Consider the following 16,077-nt stretch of genomic DNA (forward strand, 5'->3'; position numbering starts at 1 on the left):
CGCGTCCGGGCCAATGCCCGCTCCCTCATTCCGAATGGTCCATGCCCGGACGGCGATAAAAGCCCTGCTTCGCCGACCCGAATTAGGGTTAACATGGGATGAAGTGGGACGCAATGACTCTGACTGACACTTTATGCCTTTCGACACAGAATTTATCGAACAGGGACAAGGGGATGGAACGGAAAGAGAACCTGTTAACAGTTTTGCAAACAAGCTGAATAAAGGGTTGCGAAAGCCTTTACAAATCCTGAACTCACGCCATGCACAAAGATTAACAGCGCCTGTGCATAAGCCTGTGTGCAACGGCGCTTGTCCACAAGGGGCGGTTCCACAGCCTGCTGACAGGTTTTGTCACCCGGAAAGGGCAGGATGCGACACATAAGGAGACACAGATGTACGGATTGATCGGCAGCTTCTCAGCCCACCCCGGTAAGCGCGACGACCTGATCGCGCTGATGACCGCCAGCGTCGGCGACATGCCCGGCTGCCTGAGCTACGTGGTGGCCAGGGACCCACAGGATGCCGACAAGCTGTGGATCACCGAGGTGTGGGACTCCGCCGACAGCCACAAGGCCTCACTGCACATCCCCGCCGTGGCCGAAACCATCCGGCAGGCTATGCCGTTGATCGCAGCGTTTGGTGAGCATATCGTGACGGAACCGGTGGGCGGGTATGGGATTTAGATCGTCCACCCCCTTAAAGAGGAGCGGGGGGAATATGGATCAGATGACCTGTAAGCCGGGTTCTGTTCGGGGCTTGCGCCCTCTGGCGATCATTCATCTTGGCGACGGATTGCTCCGGCGCTCATGCAACCAACCCGAACGTGCTGGGGCGGTAATACCCTGTCGGAGAACCGACGCGCCGTTCCTATTCGGTTTTGCTTCGGGCGGGGCTTGCCGTGCCGCTTCCGTTGCCGGTCGCGCGGTGCGCTCTTACCGCACCGTTTCACCCTTACCCGGCTGACGCCGGGCGGTCTGTTTTCTGTGGCGCTATCCCTAAGGTCACCCTTGGCGGGCGTTACCCGCCGCCCTATTACCGTGAAGCCCGGACTTTCCTCAAGATAAGGTCGCCTCATCTCTATCCCAAAACCGCAAAGCACTTTTGGGGATGAGGCTCTCCGCTCCTGCGATCGCCCGGTCATCTGATCCACGCGCCTTGTGCGGGAAAGCGATGCCCAAATCAAGCTTTCTTCGCGGTCAGCTTCAAAGCCGAAGCCAAAGCCACCCCGGCCCAGCCCAGCATGACCAGCACGCCGCCGGTGGGGGCCAGATTGGGCAGAAGCCCCTGCCCCCGCATGACGCGCGAACAGATATCGGCGGCAAACACCCCGCTGCCGACCATCAGCAGCAGCAGGACGTTGAGCCGCATCCGTGGCCCCATAAAGCCCGAATGGACCAGACCGATGGCCGTCGCCGCGTGGAACAGCAGGAACATGCCGGCCGAGGTCAGGCGCGGATCGGCATGGCTGCCCGCCGCCAGCAGCATGACGCCGATCAGACCCCACAGGCCCGACATCAGCAAAAACACATAGTCCCAGCGCTGATACGTCATGCCTGATCCCCGTCCTTAGGTTTGTCGCTGTTTTTGCCCTTTTTCTTCGCCGCATAGACGGAAATGAAGATGGTGAACACCCCGCAAAACACGGAAAACAGAGCTATAAATACCGCGTTGTTCATCCTCAGACCTCCAGAAGCGTGATATGCCGCAACAGCGCCATCAGGCGCACCCGCGTCAGGTCATCGGCCTTGCCGTCGATGCGCGTCTGTACCCAGTGGCGCTGAAAAGCAGTGACGATGGCTTTCGTTTCCGCGTCATAGGGCCCGCCCGGCAGGAGGTCGTAGCCCAGCTTGCCCAGCGCCCCCTGAAGCGCAAACACGCCCGGCCCGGTGTCGCCAATATCCAGCGGTGGCCCCATCACGCCCTCCGGCGGCAGCGGCGGATCGACCCACAGCCCGTGCCCCGCCTCGGCCAGAGCCTGCCACGGGAAGCGCTCACCGGGGTCTTCCTTGCGCGCCGGGGCGACGTCCGAATGGCCCAGAATGCGATGGTCGGGAATATCCCAACGCCCGCGAATGCCATCGAGCAGCCCGATCACGGCGTCGATCTGCGCCTGCGGAAAGTCGCGATAGCCGAACTCATGGCCGGGATTGACCAGCTCAATGCCGATCGACACGCCATTGATGTCGCGCGCGCCCTTCCACACCGAGACCCCGGCGTGCCAGGCGCGGCGCTCCTCATCGACAAGGTGATAGACCGTGCCGTCTTCATCGACGACGTAATGGGCCGACACCTGCGCCGCCGGGTCGCACAACCGGTCCAGCGCCGCCTTGGCCGTCTGCATACCCGTATAGTGCAGGACGACCATGTCGGGCACGGACGGGCGCGCATTGAAATTGGGGGAAGGCAGCGAAATCATCGGCAAATCCGCAACAAAAACCCCGGCTTGATAGGCCGGGGTTACGAAACCTTCAAGGTTTAAAAGCTCAATAGACTTGCCCTAGTACACTTCCCAGGTCGAGCCGTTCTTGCGCGCGTCCAGCACGCCGTCTTCACGCTTGCGCTTGTTGGCATCGACCGTGACGCGCACGGGCTTGCGCGTGAAAAACGCCGTCACCGCCATCAGGCCGACGCCGATCAGGGCCAGCGCCGCGACGATACCGGTAAAGATCACCGCCAGCACAGCGCCGGCAAGTGAGATGAGCCCGATCAGGGTCATCATGAAAATGTGCTTCAGTCTGGCCATGGCGTTCCTCCGACGCACTTGCGCCCACGGGTGGGGGCGCGTGAAACTTCCGAATACGGACCTCAAATCGCTCATGGCTATACTGACCTCATTACGCGCCATGCCAGATGGGGAGAATTGGCACTGCACCACAGCAGATTGGCACGATTAAGGCCCGCGTCAACCACCTGACCGAGCGTTAACTTAACTTTTTTATGACTTGTTAAGAGAGACATCGATTTCATAGCCCAATGTGCCCCTATTGCAGCGCCCGCTCACGCAGGATCTGCGTGTAGGCCTCGTTGATGCGCGCCGCCTTTTGCGTGAAAAGCCCCACATATTCAGACGGCAGGCCGCGCGCCAGAATGCGATCGGGGTGCACATCCCCCAGCGCCTTGTTGCGCGCGATGCGGATTTCGTGGTCGGCCACGTCCGGATGAATGCCCAGAATATGATAGGGGTCATCGGCGTCCGGCCCGGCATAGTCGGCGCGAATGCGGCGATAGGTCGCGGGGCTGAGGTCGAACAGACGCGCCACGGTTTCCAGATAGGTCTCTTCGCGGTCGGTCAGATGGCCGTCCGACACGGCGATATGAAACAGGCCTTCCAGCACGTCCTCAAGGATACGCGGACACTGCGCATAGCGTTTGGCCAGCCGCCGGGCATAGGATTCAAAGCCCAGACTGGTCTGGCGCGCCAGATCATACAGGCGGCGGATATTGTCATAGGCCCCGCGTTCGGGCTGAAACACGTCGAAAAAGGCCTGCTCCTCGCTCTCATCCACCAGCCCGTCAGCCATAGCCAGCTTGGCCCCCAGCGCGGTTACCGCTGTGGCGAACGCCGGATCGCGGCCCGGCTGCCCCTTGGGGCAATCGGTGCAGTCGGCGGGGTCAAAGGCGTGGGCCGCCTTGTGCGCGAGGGTCTTCCAGAAACTCATGGGTCTTATCCTGACCACTACCTTAGGCCATTATACGGCGCAAAACCCCTTAAGTTTCTGTAAGAGAGATTTTTTCTGTGCGCGCGGCGACATTCCACTCTAAAATAACCATAAAACGCGATTTCGCCCCAATTTGTCCGCATGACAAAGGGATGAGTCTGAATATGAGGATGACGGCGTCCATGAAAGCGACGATTACGGCGACTGTGTGTATGGCCCTGCTGGTCGGTTCGGCAATGGCGCAAACCGATGATGGCCCTATCGCCACCAATGTCACCGGCATCAAGGAACAGGTCGTGCGTACCCCCGTCATCGCCGACGCGCCAGCCGATGACTTCAACCGCGTGGCCTGGTGCCACGGAATCCTGTCCGGGCATATGGACCTGGCCGAGCGTATCTCGGACGTCGAGCCTTTGAGCCAGGAGATGGAAAAGATCGGCGCCTCATATCTGCGCGCCTATGAGGCGGCGCTGACCCTGTCGAAAAAGGGCGAAGCCCCGGAAGGCCGCAAGAGCGCCGAGGCCGCCCGCGAACAGGGCTTCAACGGCTGGGAAGAGGCGCGCAAGGCCCCCAAGGGTCAGGCCGCCGGGGCCTATGTCAACTGGTCCCTGCCCGGCGATTGCGAGCGCGCGACCAAGGCGCTGTCGGGGCATCCCGACATCTTCAAGGAAATGCAGACCGAGGAAGAGGCGAAAATCATTGCCGAGGCGATGAAGCCCGCGACCGAGCGTCAGACGCTCGATGTCCTCACCCCGCAAAAGACCAGCGCCACCACGGCCCCCGCTGATCCCGATGCCGCCATCGGCTCATCCCGCACGACGGGCAAGTCGGGTAAGGGCCAGTCGAGCGGCAACTGGGCCACCGGCCTGATGAACAAGCTCGGCTGGGGCAAGAAGGACGGGGAATAAACGTCAGCGGTACTCGCGAGCGTGCCACAAACGAACAATCGAGATAGCGTCCGCGCTGATCTCATATCGCATCTCGTAGTCGCTCACGATCAGCGATCTGACGTGCAAAGGGTCATAAATTTCCAGCCTCATCCCAATTTCAGGATAGTCAGACAGGCGATCTGCGGCGGCGTCAAGCATATCGACTATGCGCGCAGCGGCACGTGGGCTATCAGATTTCACGAATTCATAGACCCGCCTCAAATCACGGTGGGCCGCCGCCGACCAGACGACACGCATTAGTCGCGCTCCAGCGAGGCGATCCAGTCCTTTATTTCCTGATGCGAATGGACACGGCCTTCTTCAATATCGCGCAAACCTTCGAGCGTCATTTGATGCCGGCGCTCCTCAAGGCTTATCCAGCTCTGCAAGGCCTGCTTGACGATCCAGCCACGTGGCCGCTCCAAACGGGCGGCTGCGGCATCGACGGCCTCAGCCAGTTCAACAGGGATATGAGCTGTAACGGTCCGTGTGTTCATGCCCTGAGGATGGGACTTAATCGAAATTTGTCAATCTGATTAAAACTGATGAAGTTAGGTTTAGACCTTATTATACAACACCCGCCATCCTGCCACCATGACCCTCTGGATATTGGCCCTCGGCTGGCTGGCTCTGATCAATCTGGTGACGTTTCAGGTGTGGGCCGCTGACAAGCGCCGCGCCATCCGATGCGAACGCCGCGTGCCGGAAGCGACACTGCTGCGGCTTTGCTGGCTGGGCGGGTGGCCCGCGGCGCTGCTGTCCATGCGGCTGTTCCGCCACAAGAGCGTCAAGCGCGATTTCAAACGCAGATTCAACGGAATCGTCTGGCTACACCTTCTGGCGATAGCGGCCACGATCATAGCATTCCAGACGCTTTAAGTATCCGTCTGTACGTCGTCCCAGTCGTCGCCCTCATAGCCGATCAACCAGTTGAGCGCGTGGTGACGTTCGCGCACCACATCGGGCAGGACGCCTTCGGCCCCGTCGCGCACCGCCCCATGCAGGCGATAGATCAAGTCGGCCTGATCGAGTATCTCTTCGACATCACGGTGGCCGATACGGCTCAGGTCGTCGTGCGCAAAGTCCTGCCAGTAGTCGAGCATCTCCTGCGCGTTGACGTCTTCGGCGGGAAACCACAGGTCGTCGATCAGGCCGATCGCCCACATCAGCGGCACCATAGCCTCCACCCGCCACGAAAAGCGGATGGCATCGGCCTCAGACACCGCGTCCCCTTGCAAAAGCGCGCGTTCCTGCGGCGTCAGGTGCGGGTCGAGCTTCCAGCGCCCGACAAACGGCAGGACCGGACCCGGCCGCCCCAGAAAGGCCGCCTGCGCCACCGCCGTGAGGCACAGGAGGCGATAGACGATCGCTTCGCCGGAGCGGATGGTCACGTCCGCTGCCTCTTCGATTTCGGGCAGGCTGTCGCTGACCGGCAGGCCCCGCGCCTTCAACACACGGATCGAATTTTGCTTGCGGGTTTCGGCGTCTATAGTCAAATCGGGTCTTCCAGTGAGCGGGCCAGAGGCGAAAACAGCTTCGGCCCCGTGGGCGTCATATACCAGCAATCCTCAAGCCGCACGCCGAATTCGCCGGGGATATAGATGCCCGGCTCATCCGAAAAGCACATACCGGCCTCCAGCGGCGTCGCGTCATTACCGACCAGATAAGGCGCTTCGTGGCCGTCCATGCCGATACCGTGCCCGGCGCGGTGCGACAGACCCGGCAGGGTGAAGCCCGGCCCCCAGCCTTCCTTATCATAGAAGGCGCGCACGGCGGCATCGAGCTTTGCCACCGCTACGCCGATCTTTGCGGTTTCCAGCACGATCTCCTGCCCGCGGCGCACCGTGTCCCACACCTTGCGCTGCCGCGCCGTCGCTTCGCCATAGACCCAGGTGCGGGTAATGTCGGATTCGTAGTCGAGCAGCGCACAGCCGCAATCCATCAGGATCACCGAGCCTTCGCGCACCGTTTGCGGCGTCTTGGTGCCGTGCGGATAGGCGCTGGCCTCATTGAGCAGGGTCAGGGCAAATTCCGGCGCCCCCCCCAGCGCCCGCGTGGCGTCGTTCATCAGGGCCGCAATATCGCGCGACGCCATACCGACCTTGATGTTCGCATGGACGTGACGCAGCGCCGCCAGCGTGATGTCGTTGGCCGTCTGCATGAGGGCCAGCTCAGCCGGCGACTTGATGCGGCGGCAGGCGGCCACCAGCGCCTCCCCCGATATCACCGCGAACGCGCCCTGCTGTTTAAGGCCATCGATGATGAAATAGCGCGTGGTCCCTTCGACGGCCAGCGTCCCGTTGGCCGCGCCGCGATCCTTCAGCGCACCGGCAATCAGCGCATAGGGGCTTTCGTCCTCGTTCCAGGTGCGGACATCGGCGGGAACTTCCAGCGTTTCGCGCGTGCGGGCTTCCTCGAAATAGGGGGTGACGATGACGGTCTGCCCCTTGGCCGGGATCAGAGCCGCCGTCACGCGCTCAGACCGCCCCCAGCGCAGGCCGGTAAAATAGGTCAGCGACGTGCCGCCTTCGATCAGCAACCCGGCGATCTTTTGCCGCTGCATCTGCTCTTGCAGTCGGGCGATGCGCGCCTGACGTTCAGCCACGCTGATGGGCTTGGCCCCCGCCGCAAGATTGGGCAAGCCCTGAGTCTGGGTCACGGTCTGAGTCTGGGCCTTCACGCCCGATGCCACGACCACACCCGAAGCCACCGCCCCGCTCAAAAACGCCCGTTTGGACAGCATTACCCCGCTCCTGCGCTCAAAATCGTATACGACCTAGCGCGGGTTTGAAGCGATTGGCAAGCCCTCTCCTCCCTGTCGCGCAGCGATGGGGAGGTGGATTTGACGCGAAGCGTCAAAGACGGAGGGGGGTGGCGCAGGCCATTCGCAGCGCACAGGATTCTGTAGGCTATGCGCCGGGAAACCGAGAAAGAGTCGCCCCCCTCCGCCTCGCAAGCTAAGGCGTAGGGAGGAGAGATTACGGTACGTAGTTTAAAATGGGCGACAACCACCGCTCGGCCTCATCGACGCTCCAGCCCTTGCGGCGGGCATAGTCTTCGACCTGATCCTTTTCGATCTTGCCGACGCCGAAATAGTGCGACTTCGGATGCGCGAAATAGAGGCCCGACACCGAGGCCGGCGGCGTCATGGCCAGACTCTCGGTCAGCTCCATCCCCGCCTGTGCCCGCGCGTCCAGAAGATCGAACAGGGTCCATTTTTCGGTGTGGTCGGGCTGGGCCGGATAGCCGGGTGCCGGGCGGATGCCCTTATACTGCTCGGCGATCAGACCAGCGACATCGAGGTCTTCGTCCGCCGCATAGGCCCACAGGTCGCGGCGCACGCGCTTGTGCAGGGCTTCGGCAAAGGCTTCGGCCAGACGGTCGGCCAGAGCGGTGGCCAGGATGGCATTATAGTCGTCGCCCGCCGCCTTGAACTTCGCCGCGATCTCCATTTCGCCATGCCCGGCGGTGACGGCGAAGCCGCCGATCCAGTCGGGCGTGCCTTTCGGGGCCACAAAGTCGCTCAAGGCGGTGTTCGACTGATCGTCGCGCGTCTTCTTCATCTGCTGACGCAGGGTGTGGAAACGCGCAACGACCTTTGAGCGCGTCTCGTCTTCATAGACTTCGATATCGTCGTCTTCGGTGGCATTGGCGGGCCAAAAGCCGACGACGCCGCGCGCCTCGAACCATTTTTCGTCCAGAATGCGCTTCAGCATGGCCTGCGCATCGGCGTAGAGGGCGGTGGCCGCCTCGCCCACAATCTCGTCCTCAAGGATGTCCGGGAAGCGCCCGGCCAGCTCCCAGGTGGCAAAGAACGGCGTCCAGTCGATATGGTCGGCCAGATCGTGCAGGTCATAGGGCGAAAAGGTCCGCGTCCCAAGGAAGGTCGGGGCGACGGGGGCTTCGGCCGCAAAGTCGATGACATACTTCTTTGCGCGCGCCTCTTTAAGGTCAGAACGCGGCTTTTGATCGCCCTTGCCATAGGCCAGACGCACCTTCTCATAGTCGGCGCGCGTATCGGCGATAAACTGCGCCTTGTCGGTGTCGGACAGCAGTTGCGACACCACGCCAACGGCGCGCGAGGCATCGAGCACATAGACGGTCTGCCCGTTGCTATAGCCCGGCTCGATCTTCACCGCCGTGTGGGTTTTGGAGGTCGTCGCCCCGCCGATCAGCAGCGGAATATCAAAGCCCTGCCGCTGCATTTCGCGCGCCACGAAGACCATTTCATCCAGCGACGGCGTGATCAGGCCCGAAAGGCCGATCATATCGACCTTGTGCTTCTTGGCCTCTTCGAGGATGCGATCGGCGGGCACCATGACCCCGAGATCGACCACCTCGTAATTGTTACATTGCAGGACCACGCCGACGATGTTCTTGCCGATATCGTGGACGTCGCCCTTGACCGTGGCCATCAGGATCTTGCCCGCCGACTGATGCTCGGCGCCGTCTTTTTCGGCCTCCATGAAGGGCATGAGGTAAGCCACCGACTGCTTCATGACGCGGGCGGACTTGACCACCTGCGGCAGGAACATCTTGCCCGCCCCGAACAGGTCGCCAACGACGTTCATCCCGGCCATCAGCGGCCCTTCGATAACGTGCAGAGGGCGCTCAGCCTGTTGCCGCGCCTCTTCGGTATCGGCTTCGATAAATTCGGTGATGCCGTGGACCAGGGCGTGTTTCAGACGGTCTTCGACGGGGCCTTCACGCCAGGCCAGCGTCTTCGCCTCGACCTGCCCCTTCTCGCCCTTGTATCTGGGGGCCAGATCGACCAGCCATTCGGTATTGCTGACATTGTGGCGCTGGGGCCGGTTCAAAATAACGTCTTCGACCGCTTCGCGCAGTTCGGCGTCGATATCGTCATAGACCGGCAGGTCGCCGGCATTGACGATGCCCATATCCATGCCGGCCTTGATGGCATGGTACAAAAATACCGAGTGGATGGCGCGGCGCACCGGCTCATTGCCCCGGAAGGAGAAGCTGACGTTCGACACGCCGCCCGATATACGCGCATAGGGCAGGGTCTGCTTGATGGTGCGCGTCGCTTCGATAAAGTCCACGGCGTAGTTGTCGTGTTCCTCGATCCCCGTCGCCACGGCGAAGATATTGGGGTCGAAGATGATGTCTTCGGGCGGGAAGCCCACCTCACCCACAAGGATGTTGTAGGCGCGCGTACAGATGTCGATCTTGCGCGCCGCCGTGTCGGCCTGACCCACCTCGTCAAAGGCCATAACCACCACCGCCGCGCCGTATTTCAGGCATTCGCGGGCGTGGTGGCGGAAGATGTCCTCGCCCTCCTTCATCGAGATGGAGTTGACGATGGCCTTGCCTTGCACGCACTTCAGACCCGCCTCGATCACCTCCCATTTAGAGGAATCAATCATCACCGGCACGCGGGCGATATCGGGTTCGGCCGCCAGCAGGTTGAGGAAGGTCGTCATGGCCTTCACCGCATCGAGCAGGCCTTCGTCCATATTGATGTCGATGATCTGCGCCCCGGCCTCCACCTGCTGACGCGCCACATCGAGCGCGGCGGTGTAGTTGCCTTCGACGATCAGCTTACGGAACTTCGCCGAGCCCGTGACATTGGTGCGTTCGCCGATATTGATGAAGGTGGGGGTCATAATCGTGGTCATGCGCGCTTAATCGTCTTTTACAGGCGTAATATCAAGGTCGGAAACATGGGCCGCCAGTCGCCGCAGCGCCGGTTCGAGCAGGCTCTGTGCGTGCACGCGCACCAGTGGCGTGTCGATCCACCGCGCCTGCGCCAGCCAGCCGTGGATGTGCAGCAGCAGGGCATTTGGGGTCGAACCATGCACGGCAGCACTCAGTTGCGCCCAGTCCGGTGGATTGGGCACCTGCGGCGCAGCCGCGACAAACGCCGCATCGCTCAGGCGGTATTCGGTCAGGACCAGCGTCAGTTCATCATAGAACGGCTGATCGACGCGCAACTCGTCCGGCGTGACGTCTTTCAGCACATCGGCGGCGATCCGCAGACGGTCGGACCAGTTGTCGGTGATCATATGTTCACGCCTTCTGCGCCCTCCCCCGCCAACGGGAGACGGGCCTCACTTGCCCGCCCGCTTGACCGCAATATCGACTTGCCCGTGCAGGAAATCGACAAAGCCGATGCCCTGCGCCGCCAGCGCCTTAGGATAGAGCGACGAGGCCGTCATACCGGGCAGGGTATTGGTTTCGATAAACACCGGGCCCTTATCCGAGACGATGAAATCCGACCGCGTATAGCCCCGGCACGACAGCGCCTTGTGCGCGGCGATGGCCAGCCGCTGAATCTCTGCCATTACCTCCGGCGCAAAGCGCGCGGGGCAGATTTCCTGTGTCTGGTTGGACAGATATTTGGAGTGGTAATCAAAGGCCCCGCGGTCGGGGATGATCTCGATGGGCGGCAGGGCAATCAGCGACCCGTCGGCCTGCTCCAGCACGGCGCAGGTGGCCTCGGCCCCCGTCACAAACGGCTCGATCAGATAGGGCTGCTCTTTGGCGGCTTCGCGCACCGCCACAAGGTCATTGGTCGAATTGACGAAGATCAGGCCGAAACTCGACCCATCCTGCGCCGGCTTGGCGACCAGTTTACCGTACTCGGCAAAGGCGGCCTCAAGGTCACTGAGCGCAATGCCCGCCGGGGACGGCACACCGGCGCAGGCCGCAAAGCGCTTGGCCGACACCTTATCGAAGGTCAGATGCGAAGCCGCCGAACCGGAGCCCGTAAAGGGCACGCCCCTCGCCTCGCACTTGACCTGAAACTCGCCGTTTTCGGCAATGCCGCCGTGCAGGCCCAAGACCAGCACGCGGTCTTCGGCGGCGGCACGATCCAGCGCCTGATCAATGGTCCCCAGATCGTGGCCATCGGCGCGGAAGGGCACCTCGAACGGCCTCTGATGGCCCAGAAGCGCCAGAGACGAGGTCTCATAGACGTGATTGTCTTCGTCCCAGAACCAGAGATCGGCTTCGGGCAGGGCCTTGTGCAGGGACTGGGTGGTGGCGACGGCCACCAGACGTTCGCGGCTCAGGCCGCCGAAAAGCAGGGTCAGACGCATAACAACCTCAATTCAGTTCGAACGGTTCAAGGCCAGACAGGCGCAGGGCGCGGGGGCGCTCCGGCGGGACGCGCGGCGCAAAGCCGCGCACCTCATCGGCGACGTGTTTGATATGGTCGGGCGTCGTGCCGCAGCAGCCACCCAGTATGTTGACCAGCCCGTCCTTGGCCCATTCGTGCAGTTCGTGCGCCGTTTCGTGCGGCTGCTCGTCATACTGGCCCATGGCGTTGGGCAGGCCGGCATTGGGATAGGCGGCGACCAGCGTATCGGCCACGCGCGCCAGTTCGGCAATGTGCGGGCGCATCAGGTCGGCCCCCAGAGCGCAGTTAAAGCCGATAGCAAACGGTTTGGCGTGCTTCACCGAGTTCCAGAAGGCCTCCGCCGTCTGCCCGCTGAGGGTACGTCCCGAACGGTCGGTAATGGTGCCCGAAATCCAGATCGGCAGCTTGTCCAGCCCCTCGTCCTCAAGGTCCATAATGGCCTTGAGCGCCGCCTTGCAGTTCAGCGTGTCGGTGATGGTCTCAACCAGATAGAGGTCCACCCCACCCTCGTTCAGGGCGCGAATCTGCTGCTTATAGGCCGCATAGACCTGATCGAAGGTAACGCTGCGCGCCCCCGGATCGTTCACGTCCGACGACATGGAGAGCATCTTGTTCAGCGGCCCGATCGAGCCCGCCACAAAGCGCGGCTTTTCCGGCTCCTTCGCCGTCCAGGCATCGGCGGCGGCGCGCGCCAGCTTCGCCCCTTCGTAATTGATGTCCCAGCAGGCCTGCGCATCGAGGTGGTAGTCGTCCATGGCAATGGTCGTCGCCGAGAAGGTATTGGTCTCGGAAATATCAGCCCCCGCTGCATAGTATTGATTGTGCAGGTCGGTGATGATGTCCGGGCGGGTCAGGCACAGGATGTCGTTATTGCCCTTCATCTGACCGACATGGTCCTTGAAGCGCTCACCGCGGAAATCCTGCTCATCGAGGCCACGCCGCTGGATCATCACGCCCCAAGATCCGTCGAGGATGAGGATGCGTTCTTTAGCGGCGGCTTTCAGCGTGTCAATGCGGTCCTGACGGGTCATATCTGTCTCCTTCCCCCCTGATGTCAGGGGGGACACCGCCGGAATCGGCGGAGGGGGGTTACACTGGCGGGTTTAACCCCACCGTCTTCGAAGCCCTGCGGCCTCGAATCCACCTCCCCTGAAATCAGGGGAGGCGAAGCTTATCAGCGCTTCCGCAGAAGCAGGTTCAGTTCGCTGTTCCACTCCGGCGGCAGCAGGGCCAGCGGGCTGGAGCGGCGCTTTTGGATCACAAAGTGCGCCTTCACGCGCGCCAGCAGATCGCGATAATCAAAGCCCAGATGGTGCGGGTAGTAGCCCCCACCGCCTTCAAAGTCCACGCGCAAGCGCTCGAAACGGAGATCGCCGCGCGCCGCCTGCGCGATGCGATCACGGTCCGTGTCGAAATCCACCCGCCGACGCCCGCGGAACCAACCCTTCACCCACGCCACCGGCCCCGTCTCGACCGGCACACCGATAATCAGCACGCCATCGGGCTTCAAAAGCCGGTGCATCTGAGCCAGAGCCGCCTCCGTCTCCTCCGGTGGCAGGTGCTCGAACACCTCCAGACAGAAGATCGCGTCCGCACTCGCATCGGCAATCCCCTCGATCCCGGCCACCACCGTCACGCCGCTCAGCGCGCCGACATGGGCCACCGCCTGCGCCCGCAACTGCGGCGACGGCTCAAAGCAAATGACCTCGCCGTCGGGACAGTCCTTACGTAACTGCCGCGCCAGTTCACCATCACCGGCACCGTAGTCAATACTGAGCGCCGGACGCCGACCTTTCAGCAGGGCAATCGCCTCATCGAAGCGCTTGCGTTGCAGATAGCGCTTGAACGGATTGGGGTCCGCCCGCGTAATCGAAGCGTAGTCGGGTTGAAGAGACATGAGAAGGCAATCAGGCGGCGGTCGGCTGACCGTCCCTTAGACCCAGAACGCGACAGATGGAATAGACCAGTTCGGCCCGGTTGAGCGTGTAGAAGTGAAAATGGTTCACCCCTTCGCGCTCCAGCCCCAGCACCTGCTCGACCGCCACGGCCGAAGCCAGCAGTTTGCGCGTCTCCGCATCGTCATCGAGGCCTTGGAAAAGCTCTTGCAGCCAGTCGGGCACCGCGGCTTCGCAGGCCGCCGCCATCTTGCGCAGGCCCTTGAAATTGGTGACCGGCATGATGCCCGGCGTCAGATCAATCTGAATGCCCGCATCGGCCACGGCATCGCGAAAGCGCAGGAAGGTTTCCGGCTCAAAGAAGAACTGGCTGATGCCGCGCGTCGCCCCGGCATCGACCTTCTGACGCAGCACGTCGAGATCAAAGTCCAGAGACGGCGACTGCGGGTGTTTTTCCGGATAGACGCCGACGCTGACCTCAAAATCGCCGATACGGCGGATGGCGGCCGTCAGCTCCGTGGCGTTCTGATAGCCGTCCGGGCGCGGCGTGTACTGACCGTCCTGAAGCCCGCCGGGCGGGTCGCCACGCAGGGCCACGATGTGGCGCACCCCGGCATTCCAGTATTCGCGGATGACCTCATCGACCTCTTCGCGTGAGGCCTCGACGCAGGTCAGGTGCGCAGCGGGTTTCAGCGCGGTTTCGTCCAGTATGCGCTTCACCGTGCGGTGGGTACGCTCGCGCGTCGAACCGCCCGCCCCATAGGTGACCGAGACGAAACTGGGGTTCAGCGGCTCAAGGCGGCGGATGGCACCCCACAGGCTCTCTTCCATCTCCGCCGACTTGGGCGGGAAGAACTCAAACGACACATTGAGGTGCGACGCCCCGGCGCGAACCGAGCGGGCAATGGCGGACTGAACAAAGGCGGGCGGCGGGGCCATAAGCGTATTCTCTGTAGCGTTTTATGGGGTGTATCAGGCTTTTTGCATCAGCCAGATGCGCACGGTCAGACCGGGCTCCTGATGCGGCGGCAGGGACAGGCTGCGCAGGGCCTTGAGCCCGGCCACCTTCTGCCAGTGGCCCATATCGTCATCACCGATGCCGAGGCGACGGTGCTGATATTCGTCGCGCATGGTCTCCAGCCGGTGCGGCGCGAAATCAACGATCAGCAGGCGGCCACCCGGTTTCAGCAGCCGCGCCGCCTCCTTCAGCGCCTGCCCCGGATCGGGCAGGAAGTGCAGCACCTGATGGATGACGACCAGATCGGCGCTCTGACCATTGAGCCGGGTGGCGAGGATGTCGCCGTGGCGGAAGTCGATGCCGCTCAGGCCCGCCTCGCGCGTGCGGGCGCGGGCGATGTTGAGCATCTGCTGCGACAGGTCGAGCCCGATGGCGTATTGCGCGTTCGGCGCCAGCAGGCTGAGCATCCGACCCGACCCGGTGCCCAGATCGACGATGGTTTCGACCGGCGCATCCCCCACCAGCGACTGAATGGCCGTCTCGACCTCGGCATCATCGACATAGTGCGAGCGGATCTGATCCCATACCGGGGCGATATTCTCAAAATAGCCCTGCGCCGCCTCAAGCCGCTGACCGCGCACCTCTTCCAGCGCCCGCAGATCGGCGCTGTTTTCATCACCCAGCGCGCTCAACACCGAGTCAATCAACGGCGTCGGGGCCGGATGCTCACTCAGGCGATAGAAGACCCAAGCCCCGTCCGGAAAACGGTCAATCACCCCGGCCTCATTCATCAGCTTGAGGTGGCGTGAAATGCGCGGCTGACTCTGATTGAGAATCCGCACCAATTCCATGACAGACAGTTCTTCATGCGCTAAAAGACGCAAAAGACGCAGACGTGTGGGTTCCCCCATCGCCTTTAACGCCTCCAGCAGCGCCGCTTCGCCCAGTATGTCGCTCGATTTCATATAATCATATAAAGATGTCTTTATGTGATTTTGCAAGCGTAAAATCACACCCAAGGCTTGCAATGCGGTATCGACAGGCCTGCGACAGCGTTACACATGGCGGGGGGACGTGTGGTTTCCCACATATCGGCGTATGATAAGAACAGATAACAGCGGAGTTCCGGCCCCATGACCGATAAAGCCTCACTTTCGACGGCCATTTCCCGCGGCCTGCGCCGCCGCTGCCCCGCCTGTGGCGAAGGCCACGCCTTCCGGGGCTATCTCAAGGTGGTGGATACGTGCAGCCACTGTCAGACGCCGCTGGGGGCCTATCCCTGCGACGACGGCCCGGCCTATGTGACCATGCTGCTGGTCGGGCATCTGGTCATTGCGCCGATGTTTGCCTTTGAGTTTTTCTGGAACTTTCCGCTGGAAATCGTGGTGCCAGTGACCCTAACCATTATGGGCGCCCTGACCCTGCTGCTGCTGCCATTCATTAAGGGCGGGTTTCTGGGCCTGATCTGGCACCATGGGCTCAAACGCTTCCGATAACTTCGTAACTTAAGCTTGACGGAATCCCCTTTGCGGAGAAT

19 protein-coding genes and 1 other RNA gene are annotated in these 16,077 nt (G+C 62.1%); 4 read left to right on the plus strand and 16 right to left on the minus strand.

Annotated features, from left to right (window positions below):
• Nucleotides 1-392: 392 nt before the first annotated feature.
• Nucleotides 393-683: a putative quinol monooxygenase gene (locus ACK8OE_RS02875; RefSeq protein ID WP_410271290.1), complete on the plus strand. Its 291-nt coding sequence runs from the start codon at nucleotides 393-395 to the stop codon at nucleotides 681-683.
• Nucleotides 684-718: 35 nt separating this feature from the next.
• Here ACK8OE_RS02875 and rnpB read toward each other — a convergent pair.
• The 5 genes from rnpB to ACK8OE_RS02900 all read right to left on the minus strand — a co-directional run bounded on the left by rnpB (nucleotide 719) and on the right by ACK8OE_RS02900 (nucleotide 3,659).
• An RNA gene (gene rnpB / locus ACK8OE_RS02880) (RNase P RNA component class A) lies at nucleotides 719-1,145 on the minus strand.
• A gap of 34 nt (nucleotides 1,146-1,179) precedes the next feature.
• Nucleotides 1,180-1,551 (minus strand): hypothetical protein, encoded by a 372-nt coding sequence (locus tag ACK8OE_RS02885; RefSeq protein WP_410271291.1) that lies wholly within the window; start codon nucleotides 1,549-1,551, stop codon nucleotides 1,180-1,182.
• Between the two features lie 127 nt (nucleotides 1,552-1,678).
• Entirely contained in the window at nucleotides 1,679-2,416 is a 738-nt protein-coding gene (locus ACK8OE_RS02890) for an N-acetylmuramoyl-L-alanine amidase (RefSeq protein WP_410271292.1), read from the minus strand.
• A gap of 81 nt (nucleotides 2,417-2,497) precedes the next feature.
• On the minus strand, nucleotides 2,498-2,743 hold the full coding sequence (locus ACK8OE_RS02895; RefSeq protein WP_126421017.1) for a hypothetical protein: 246 nt from the start codon (nucleotides 2,741-2,743) through the stop codon (nucleotides 2,498-2,500).
• A 238-nt stretch (nucleotides 2,744-2,981) separates the two neighbouring features.
• Nucleotides 2,982-3,659: a TerB family tellurite resistance protein gene (locus tag ACK8OE_RS02900; RefSeq protein ID WP_126421019.1), complete on the minus strand. Its 678-nt coding sequence runs from the start codon at nucleotides 3,657-3,659 to the stop codon at nucleotides 2,982-2,984.
• 182 nt (nucleotides 3,660-3,841) lie between these two features.
• Between ACK8OE_RS02900 and ACK8OE_RS02905 the strand changes: the two genes are divergently transcribed.
• Nucleotides 3,842-4,567 carry a hypothetical protein gene (locus tag ACK8OE_RS02905; RefSeq protein WP_410271293.1) on the plus strand — a complete coding sequence of 242 codons (726 nt, stop codon included), beginning with the start codon at nucleotides 3,842-3,844 and terminating at the stop codon, nucleotides 4,565-4,567.
• Nucleotides 4,568-4,570: 3 nt separating this feature from the next.
• Here ACK8OE_RS02905 and ACK8OE_RS02910 read toward each other — a convergent pair whose 3' ends face one another.
• Both ACK8OE_RS02910 and ACK8OE_RS02915 read right to left on the minus strand, forming a co-directional pair.
• Nucleotides 4,571-4,846, minus strand: a complete 276-nt coding sequence (locus ACK8OE_RS02910) for a type II toxin-antitoxin system RelE/ParE family toxin (protein WP_410271294.1) — start codon at nucleotides 4,844-4,846, stop codon at nucleotides 4,571-4,573.
• A complete protein-coding gene (locus ACK8OE_RS02915; protein WP_410271295.1) occupies nucleotides 4,846-5,085 on the minus strand; it encodes a CopG family ribbon-helix-helix protein in 240 nt (79 codons plus the stop codon). Before ACK8OE_RS02915 ends, ACK8OE_RS02910 begins: the two co-directional genes overlap by 1 nt.
• 97 nt (nucleotides 5,086-5,182) lie before the next feature.
• Between ACK8OE_RS02915 and ACK8OE_RS02920 the strand changes: the two genes are divergently transcribed.
• Complete coding sequence (locus ACK8OE_RS02920; RefSeq protein ID WP_410271296.1) at nucleotides 5,183-5,467, plus strand: DUF1294 domain-containing protein; 285 nt, start codon at nucleotides 5,183-5,185, stop codon at nucleotides 5,465-5,467.
• Here the strand turns inward: ACK8OE_RS02920 and ACK8OE_RS02925 are convergent.
• From ACK8OE_RS02925 to ACK8OE_RS02965, 9 genes are all read right to left on the minus strand, one after another.
• Complete coding sequence (locus tag ACK8OE_RS02925) at nucleotides 5,464-6,084, minus strand: DUF4272 domain-containing protein (RefSeq protein ID WP_172961144.1); 621 nt, start codon at nucleotides 6,082-6,084, stop codon at nucleotides 5,464-5,466. The two genes, ACK8OE_RS02920 and ACK8OE_RS02925, sit on opposite strands and share 4 nt — an antisense overlap.
• Nucleotides 6,081-7,331, minus strand: coding sequence for a M24 family metallopeptidase (locus ACK8OE_RS02930; protein WP_410271297.1), 1,251 nt, complete (start codon nucleotides 7,329-7,331; stop codon nucleotides 6,081-6,083). Before ACK8OE_RS02930 ends, ACK8OE_RS02925 begins: the two co-directional genes overlap by 4 nt.
• Before the next feature lie 235 nt (nucleotides 7,332-7,566).
• Nucleotides 7,567-10,224 (minus strand): methionine synthase, encoded by a 2,658-nt coding sequence (metH, locus tag ACK8OE_RS02935; protein ID WP_410271298.1) that lies wholly within the window; start codon nucleotides 10,222-10,224, stop codon nucleotides 7,567-7,569.
• A 6-nt stretch (nucleotides 10,225-10,230) separates the two neighbouring features.
• A complete protein-coding gene (locus tag ACK8OE_RS02940; protein WP_410271299.1) occupies nucleotides 10,231-10,611 on the minus strand; it encodes a hypothetical protein in 381 nt (126 codons plus the stop codon).
• 45 nt (nucleotides 10,612-10,656) lie between these two features.
• Nucleotides 10,657-11,646 (minus strand): ATP-grasp domain-containing protein, encoded by a 990-nt coding sequence (locus ACK8OE_RS02945; protein ID WP_410271300.1) that lies wholly within the window; start codon nucleotides 11,644-11,646, stop codon nucleotides 10,657-10,659.
• A gap of 7 nt (nucleotides 11,647-11,653) precedes the next feature.
• Nucleotides 11,654-12,718, minus strand: a complete 1,065-nt coding sequence (locus tag ACK8OE_RS02950) for a homocysteine S-methyltransferase family protein (RefSeq protein WP_290799058.1) — start codon at nucleotides 12,716-12,718, stop codon at nucleotides 11,654-11,656.
• 143 nt (nucleotides 12,719-12,861) lie between these two features.
• Nucleotides 12,862-13,584, minus strand: coding sequence for a methyltransferase domain-containing protein (locus tag ACK8OE_RS02955; RefSeq protein WP_410271301.1), 723 nt, complete (start codon nucleotides 13,582-13,584; stop codon nucleotides 12,862-12,864).
• A gap of 10 nt (nucleotides 13,585-13,594) precedes the next feature.
• The gene (gene metF / locus ACK8OE_RS02960) at nucleotides 13,595-14,521 is read right to left on the minus strand and encodes a methylenetetrahydrofolate reductase [NAD(P)H] (protein ID WP_290799064.1); all 927 of its coding nucleotides are present in this window, start codon (nucleotides 14,519-14,521) and stop codon (nucleotides 13,595-13,597) included.
• A 33-nt stretch (nucleotides 14,522-14,554) separates the two neighbouring features.
• On the minus strand, nucleotides 14,555-15,505 hold the full coding sequence (locus tag ACK8OE_RS02965; protein WP_410271302.1) for an ArsR/SmtB family transcription factor: 951 nt from the start codon (nucleotides 15,503-15,505) through the stop codon (nucleotides 14,555-14,557).
• A gap of 168 nt (nucleotides 15,506-15,673) precedes the next feature.
• On the opposite strand from ACK8OE_RS02965, the gene ACK8OE_RS02970 reads away from it, so the two are divergent.
• A complete protein-coding gene (locus tag ACK8OE_RS02970) occupies nucleotides 15,674-16,036 on the plus strand; it encodes a DUF983 domain-containing protein (protein ID WP_126419551.1) in 363 nt (120 codons plus the stop codon).
• Nucleotides 16,037-16,077 lie beyond the last annotated feature (41 nt).

The organism is Asticcacaulis sp. W401b, from assembly GCF_046503825.1.
Taxonomy (GTDB): Bacteria; Pseudomonadota; Alphaproteobacteria; order Caulobacterales; family Caulobacteraceae; genus Asticcacaulis.

Bases quoted from the DNA above. Each gene is read 5' to 3' on its own strand.
- ACK8OE_RS02945 (WP_410271300.1), bottom strand. From the start codon at position 11,646: ATGCGTCTGACCCTGCTTTTCGGCGGCCTGAGCCGCGAACGTCTGGTG.
- ACK8OE_RS02900 (WP_126421019.1), bottom strand. From the start codon at position 3,659: ATGAGTTTCTGGAAGACCCTCGCGCACAAGGCGGCCCACGCCTTTGAC.
- ACK8OE_RS02950 (WP_290799058.1), bottom strand. From the start codon at position 12,718: ATGACCCGTCAGGACCGCATTGACACGCTGAAAGCCGCCGCTAAAGAA.
- ACK8OE_RS02965 (WP_410271302.1), bottom strand. From the start codon at position 15,505: ATGAAATCGAGCGACATACTGGGCGAAGCGGCGCTGCTGGAGGCGTTA.
- ACK8OE_RS02915 (WP_410271295.1), bottom strand. From the start codon at position 5,085: ATGAACACACGGACCGTTACAGCTCATATCCCTGTTGAACTGGCTGAG.
- ACK8OE_RS02885 (WP_410271291.1), bottom strand. From the start codon at position 1,551: ATGACGTATCAGCGCTGGGACTATGTGTTTTTGCTGATGTCGGGCCTG.
- ACK8OE_RS02970 (WP_126419551.1), top strand. From the start codon at position 15,674: ATGACCGATAAAGCCTCACTTTCGACGGCCATTTCCCGCGGCCTGCGC.
- ACK8OE_RS02890 (WP_410271292.1), bottom strand. From the start codon at position 2,416: ATGATTTCGCTGCCTTCCCCCAATTTCAATGCGCGCCCGTCCGTGCCC.
- ACK8OE_RS02895 (WP_126421017.1), bottom strand. From the start codon at position 2,743: ATGGCCAGACTGAAGCACATTTTCATGATGACCCTGATCGGGCTCATC.
- ACK8OE_RS02955 (WP_410271301.1), bottom strand. From the start codon at position 13,584: ATGTCTCTTCAACCCGACTACGCTTCGATTACGCGGGCGGACCCCAAT.
- ACK8OE_RS02930 (WP_410271297.1), bottom strand. From the start codon at position 7,331: ATGCTGTCCAAACGGGCGTTTTTGAGCGGGGCGGTGGCTTCGGGTGTG.
- ACK8OE_RS02940 (WP_410271299.1), bottom strand. From the start codon at position 10,611: ATGATCACCGACAACTGGTCCGACCGTCTGCGGATCGCCGCCGATGTG.
- ACK8OE_RS02905 (WP_410271293.1), top strand. From the start codon at position 3,842: ATGAAAGCGACGATTACGGCGACTGTGTGTATGGCCCTGCTGGTCGGT.
- metH (WP_410271298.1), bottom strand. From the start codon at position 10,224: ATGACCACGATTATGACCCCCACCTTCATCAATATCGGCGAACGCACC.
- ACK8OE_RS02875 (WP_410271290.1), top strand. From the start codon at position 393: ATGTACGGATTGATCGGCAGCTTCTCAGCCCACCCCGGTAAGCGCGAC.
- ACK8OE_RS02920 (WP_410271296.1), top strand. From the start codon at position 5,183: ATGACCCTCTGGATATTGGCCCTCGGCTGGCTGGCTCTGATCAATCTG.
- ACK8OE_RS02910 (WP_410271294.1), bottom strand. From the start codon at position 4,846: ATGCGTGTCGTCTGGTCGGCGGCGGCCCACCGTGATTTGAGGCGGGTC.
- metF (WP_290799064.1), bottom strand. From the start codon at position 14,521: ATGGCCCCGCCGCCCGCCTTTGTTCAGTCCGCCATTGCCCGCTCGGTT.